This is a genomic window from Anaerosporobacter sp., from assembly GCF_965301125.1.
Window position 1 is genome coordinate 1 of sequence record NZ_CBDLAM010000202.1, and the last position, 6,113, is coordinate 6,113.

A 6,113-nucleotide genomic window follows, 5' to 3' on the forward strand; every position below is an offset into this window, starting at 1 on the left:
TTTTCCATCTAACTTTCCTCACTTTTTTAATTATTATTAGTTTTAATTTTAATTTCTAATTATTTTTATATCTAATTATTTTTTTTATCTATATCATTTTTAATGATATAATTTCATATATTACATTTCAATAGTTTCTATCACAATAGCTTTATGCCTTGTAATGAATAATACATTTATCTCCTATTATTCATTGACATTTTCCAATTATCTTGTTATAGTAAACACGTAAACATAGCATACTGCTAGGGGAGCTATTATGGCTGAGAAGTATTTTGTCTAGTAAATCGTATTAAGCATTTACTAGCCATGAACAACCCTCACAACTTGAACTGGTTAAGACCAGCGTAAGGAAGCACATGTTTGTACATAATTCGGATTGTTTCTTATTAACAATCAAAAAACATAGTTGTTAGGTTAGATTTATTGTAATTGTTTTATACTATTATTATAATAACAATAACTAAGTTGAATACAACTCTACATATTGAATTATATACTCACAAGATAAGCTCCTCCTACGCATGAAAGGGAGGATTTTTTTATGTATTTAGGTATTATGAATTTTTTTGCAACTGGAGATGAGAAGAACGGTTACACATTAAAAGCACCAAGCTATATTCTTCTTATTGCTTTAATTGTTGCAATACTATTGCTTGTTTTCTTAAATAAAAAGGAAACAAAAAAGATTCGAACTAAACAATTAGTGTTCGCTTCTGTGGCAATGGCACTTGCAGTCGTAACCTCTTTTATTAAATTTGTTAACTTACCTTTTGGTGGTTCTGCTACATTATTCAGCATGTTCTTCATCTGCTTGATTGGTTATCTGTATGGAACTAAAATCGGTTTATTAGCTGGAATTGCTTATGGTTTCTTACAACTTATCATTGGGCCAAGTATTTATCATCCGATTCAACTGTTACTTGATTATCCCGTTGCATTCGGTGCTCTTGGACTAGCTGGTATCTTCAGTAAATCAAAATACGGTCTTGTAAAAGGCTATATTCTAGGTGTTTTCGGAAGATATATCGCCCATGTAATTTCAGGATATGTATTCTTCTCTGACTATACACCAGTAGGTCAAACTCCTTTAATTTATACACTTGGATATAATGCTACTTATCTCCTACCAGAAGCCATTGTTACAATTATTATCTTACTAATCCCAGCATTCACTAATGGATTAAAAGAAGTAAAACGTATGGCTAATGAACAAATGTAGTATTACTTTATTGGTAAGAGTTCGCCCATGCTGAGCGAACCCAAAGAAAGGGCTGTTATTAACAGCCCTTTCTTTCTATATTAAATCTTAGCTACATCTATTAAGTCAAGATTCTTCTTATCATATTCTGCAGTTTCCATGCTTGTTAGAAGAGCATTCGCTGTATCAAGTGATGTTAAACAATTAACACCTGTTTCGATTGATACACGGCGGATTAAGAAACCATCTTTTGATTTTTCTGCACCTTGAGATGGAATATCTATTACAAGGTCGATTTCATGTTCAAGAATTAAGTCCATTAAATTTGGTGATTCTTGTTCTATCTTGTTAATTGCAATTGCTGCCACACCATTTTCATTTAATACTTTAGCAGTGTTTCTTGTTGCGTAGATTGTATAGCCAAGATCAATAAATCTCTTACCTACGCTGATAGCTTCAATCTTATCTGCATCTTTAACAGTCATAATCATCTTCTTGTATTTTGGAAGATTTACTCCTGATCCTAAGAATGCTTTGTATAGTGCTTCGTTGAATGTCTTTGCAATACCGAGACACTCTCCAGTAGATTTCATTTCTGGTCCAAGGCTGATATCTGCTCCACGAAGTTTTTCAAATGAGAATACTGGCATTTTAACAGCAACGTAATCGGCTTCTTTTTGAAGACCTGGTGTGTAACCAAGATCACGAATCTTTGCTCCTAAGATTACTTTTGATGCTAAGTCAACGATTGGAATTCCTGTAACCTTACTGATATATGGCACAGTACGGCTAGAACGAGGATTTACTTCTATTACATATACTTCATCTTGATAAACGATGAACTGAATGTTAATCAAACCGATAACGTTCAAGCTCTTAGCAAGTTTTCTTGTATATTCTTCAATTACTTTCTTAATCTTATCTGAGATGTTTTGTGTTGGATATACAGAGATACTATCACCTGAGTGAATACCTGCGCGTTCTACATGTTCCATGATTCCAGGGATTAAGATATCTGTTCCGTCACAAACTGCGTCAACTTCTACTTCTTTGCCCATTAAGTATTTATCTACTAGGATAGGGTGTTCTTGTACGATACGATTGATGATTCCCATGAACTCTTTAACATCTTCATCATTGATTGCGATTTGCATACCTTGACCACCAAGTACGTAAGAAGGGCGAACAAGTACTGGATATCCAAGCTCATTTGCTGCTTCTAGAGCTTCTTCAACTGTATATACGGTTCTTCCTGCTGGTCTTGGAATACAACATTCTTCAAGAATTTCATCAAATAACTCTCTATCTTCCGCTGCATCAACATTCTCAGCGCTTGTTCCAAGGATAGGTACACCCATCTTAAGAAGTGCTTCTGTTAATTTAATTGCAGTTTGACCACCGAATTGGACTACTGCTCCATCTGGTTTTTCTAGGTCAACAATGTTTTCAACATCTTCTGGTGTTAAAGGTTCAAAGTATAATTTATCTGCAATATCAAAATCTGTACTTACTGTTTCAGGATTGTTATTAACGATAATCGTTTCATAACCACTTCTTCTTAGTGACCATACACTATGCACAGAACAGTAGTCAAATTCTATACCTTGACCAATACGAATTGGACCTGATCCAAGAACCATAACTTTTTTCTTTGTTTTAGTAGCATCTACTTCATTTTCATTATCAAAACATGAGTAATAATATGGTGTTGAAGCCGAGAACTCAGCTGCACAAGTATCAACCATTTTGAAGGAAGCAAGGATTCCATATTCTTTACGAAGTTCTTTGATTTCTTTTTCTGATTTACCAGTCCATTTACCGATTAATTTATCTGGGAATTCTAATTTCTTAGCTTCTAATAATAATTCTTTAGTTAATTCAGAATTCTTAAGCGCCTCTTCCTTCTCTACTAAGATAGCAATCTTGTCGATGAACCATTCATCAATCTTAGTGATTTCATGGATTTCATCATATGTGATACCAAGACGTAATGCCTGTGCGATTGCATAGATTCTTCTATCGTCTACTTTATAAAGCTCTTCTAACATTCTTTCACGATCAAAGCCATCGTATAATCCTGTATTTTCAAGACTATCTACGTGTTGTTCTAAGGAACGAATTGCTTTCATTAGAGCACCTTCGAAGTTTGTACAAATACTCATAACTTCTCCAGTAGCTTTCATTTGTGTTGTTAATGTTCTTTTTGCTGAAATGAATTTATCAAATGGAAGTCTTGGAATCTTAACTACTACATAGTCAAGTGCTGGCTCAAAACTTGCATAAGTCTTTTTCGTAATTGCATTAGGAATCTCGTCTAGTGTATAACCAAGCGCAATCTTAGCTGCTACCTTAGCAATTGGGTATCCAGTTGCCTTAGATGCAAGAGCTGACGAACGGCTAACACGAGGGTTAACTTCGATTACACAATATTCAAATGAGGTTGGGTGAAGTGCGTATTGTACATTACAACCACCAGTAATATTTAATTCATCGATAATGTTAAGTGCTGAAGTACGAAGCATTTGATATTCTTTATCCGATAATGTTTGAGAAGGAGCTACTACGATACTATCTCCTGTATGAACACCTACTGGATCTAAGTTTTCCATATTACATACAGTTATACAGTTACCGTTAGAGTCACGCATTACTTCATATTCAATTTCTTTCCATCCTGCGATACAACGTTCAATTAAACATTGACCTACACGGCTTAGTCTAAGACCATTAGAGCAGATATCGATTAATTCTTCTTCATCCTGAGCGATACCACCACCGCTACCACCAAGGGTATAAGCAGGGCGTACTACTACTGGGTAACCAATCGTGTTAGTGAATGCAATAGCAGCCTCAACTGTTGTTACAACTTCACTGGCTGCACATGGCTCTCCAATCTTCTCCATTGTGTTTTTGAATTCAAGACGATCTTCTGCTTTCTTAATTGTGAGTGAAGTCGTACCTATTAAGCGAACATTATTTTCTTCAAGGAATCCACACTCTTCTAATTCCATTGCAATATTAAGAGCTGCTTGACCGCCAAGAGTAGGTAATACGCTATCCGGTCTTTCTTTTATAATAATTTGTTTTACAATCTCAGGATTTAATGGCTCTATATATACACGATCTGCAATATCTTTATCTGTCATGATTGTAGCTGGATTAGAGTTTACTAATACAACTTCAATCCCTTCTTCTTTAAGAGAACGGCACGCCTGTGTACCAGCATAATCAAACTCAGCTGCTTGCCCAATAACAATAGGTCCTGAACCAATAACTAATACTTTTTTAATATCATCAATCTTTGGCATTATTTGCAATCCTCCATCATTGTAATAAATTTATTGAATAAAGTTTCTGAATCTCTTGGTCCTGCACAAGCTTCTGGGTGGAATTGAACTGTGAAGATATTCTTTCCAGTATATTCAAGCCCCTCCACTGTACCATCATTAACATTCACAAAACTTACTTTCGCAACACTTTCATCTAGACTACTATCATCTACTACATAACCATGATTCTGTGAAGATATGTATACTCGGTTTGTCGATAGATCTTTAACTGGGTGGTTCGCACCTCTATGTCCGTATTTCATCTTATGAGTATCAGCACCATTGGCAAGTGCCATTAGCTGATGTCCAAGGCATATAGCAAAGATTGGAACATCACTGTTATATAATTTCTTAATTTCTTCAATTATACTAGTACATTCTTTGGGATCTCCTGGGCCGTTTGATAACATAATTCCATCTGGATTGGCTGCAAGAATCTCTTCAGCAGTAGTCAATGCAGGATATACAGTGACATGGCATCCTCTCTTAGTAAGACATCTTGTAATATTATTCTTAGAACCAAAGTCCATAAGCGCAACTTTTAAGCCTTTATCTGTTCCTTCTAAAGCTGGGTGTTCTGTCTTTTCAGTACGGCTTACTTTCTCAACGACACCTGCTGGTGAATACTCTTTTAATTTGGCTTTTACTTCTTCTATATCATAATTTTCATTGGTTGTTATCATACCATTCATGGTACCCTTTTCTCTTAGAATCTTAGTAAGAGCTCTTGTATCGATTCCACAAATACCTGGAATATCGTTTTTTAAAAGAAAGGCTTCGATTCCATCTTGGGAGCGAAAATTGCTAGGTTTTCTTGCAATCTCACGAACAATGTAACCATCTGGCCATGCCTTAAGCGATTCCATATCTTCATAACACACTCCATAATTACCAATTAGAGGGTATGTCATAACAACTGCTTGACCAGCATAAGAAGGATCTGTTAGTACTTCTAGATATCCTGTCATTGAAGTATTGAATACAATTTCACTCACAACTTCTTTTGTTGAACCAATACTGCTTCCTGTAAACACATTGCCATCTTCAAGTATTAAAAAAGCTTTCATAAATTAATACCTATTCCTTTCTTTAAAACATTGTTATATATAAACTCTAGGAGTTTACAGTTACTATTTAATTTTTGATAAATTTTTATTATTCTACCATAGAAATAATCAACATTCAAGTATAATATGCATCATCTTCTTGTTTTAGTGAATTATTATACAATTGTATTAATATAATATGTATTTCAGATAATTTATACAATTTATCCTTGCTTAGAAATGGGCAAAAAAAATTAAACACCTTGAATACCATGAAAAAGGATATTTCAAAATCATTGATTTTAAAATATCCTTCCTATATACCATTTTTCAAGAACAATCTCTTAATAAAATGGAAATGCCTATAGCTGCTTGTTCTGTCTTTGATGACTGAACAAACATTCTATAATCATTCAATATTCTGTTGTTATTCATAGCTACTACATAACTCGGTATATCCAAATCTTCAATGTGACTTCTAGTAGACGTAAAATCAAGCTTTGTATATTGACTATTATCATACGCATCATCCAGTAC

The 6,113-nt window shown here is 34.4% G+C and carries 4 protein-coding genes and 1 riboswitch; of the genes, 1 reads left to right on the top strand and 3 read right to left on the bottom strand.

Annotation, left to right across the window (positions count from 1 at the left end; all coding sequences use genetic code 11):
* The first annotated feature begins 237 nt into the window (after window positions 1-237).
* Window positions 238-371, top strand: a riboswitch (TPP riboswitch).
* Window positions 372-544: 173 nt separating this feature from the next.
* Entirely contained in the window at window positions 545-1,222 is a 678-nt protein-coding gene (gene thiT / locus ACW2QF_RS16610; protein ID WP_455717129.1) for an energy-coupled thiamine transporter ThiT, read from the top strand.
* A gap of 80 nt (window positions 1,223-1,302) precedes the next feature.
* Here the strand turns inward: thiT and carB are convergent, their stop codons facing one another.
* The 3 genes from carB to ACW2QF_RS16625 form a co-directional block, all read right to left on the bottom strand.
* Complete coding sequence (gene carB / locus ACW2QF_RS16615; RefSeq protein ID WP_455717130.1) at window positions 1,303-4,509, bottom strand: carbamoyl-phosphate synthase large subunit; 3,207 nt, start codon at window positions 4,507-4,509, stop codon at window positions 1,303-1,305.
* Window positions 4,509-5,597 carry a carbamoyl phosphate synthase small subunit gene (locus tag ACW2QF_RS16620; RefSeq protein ID WP_455717131.1) on the bottom strand — a complete coding sequence of 363 codons (1,089 nt, stop codon included), beginning with the start codon at window positions 5,595-5,597 and terminating at the stop codon, window positions 4,509-4,511. Before ACW2QF_RS16620 ends, carB begins: the two co-directional genes overlap by 1 nt.
* Window positions 5,598-5,906: 309 nt before the next feature.
* Window positions 5,907-6,113 (bottom strand): hypothetical protein (locus ACW2QF_RS16625; protein WP_455717132.1); only part of this gene is annotated, 207 nt, incomplete at its 5' end.

Bases quoted from the DNA above. Each gene is read 5' to 3' on its own strand.
- thiT (WP_455717129.1), top strand. From the start codon at position 545: ATGTATTTAGGTATTATGAATTTTTTTGCAACTGGAGATGAGAAGAAC.
- carB (WP_455717130.1), bottom strand. From the start codon at position 4,509: ATGCCAAAGATTGATGATATTAAAAAAGTATTAGTTATTGGTTCAGGA.
- ACW2QF_RS16620 (WP_455717131.1), bottom strand. From the start codon at position 5,597: ATGAAAGCTTTTTTAATACTTGAAGATGGCAATGTGTTTACAGGAAGC.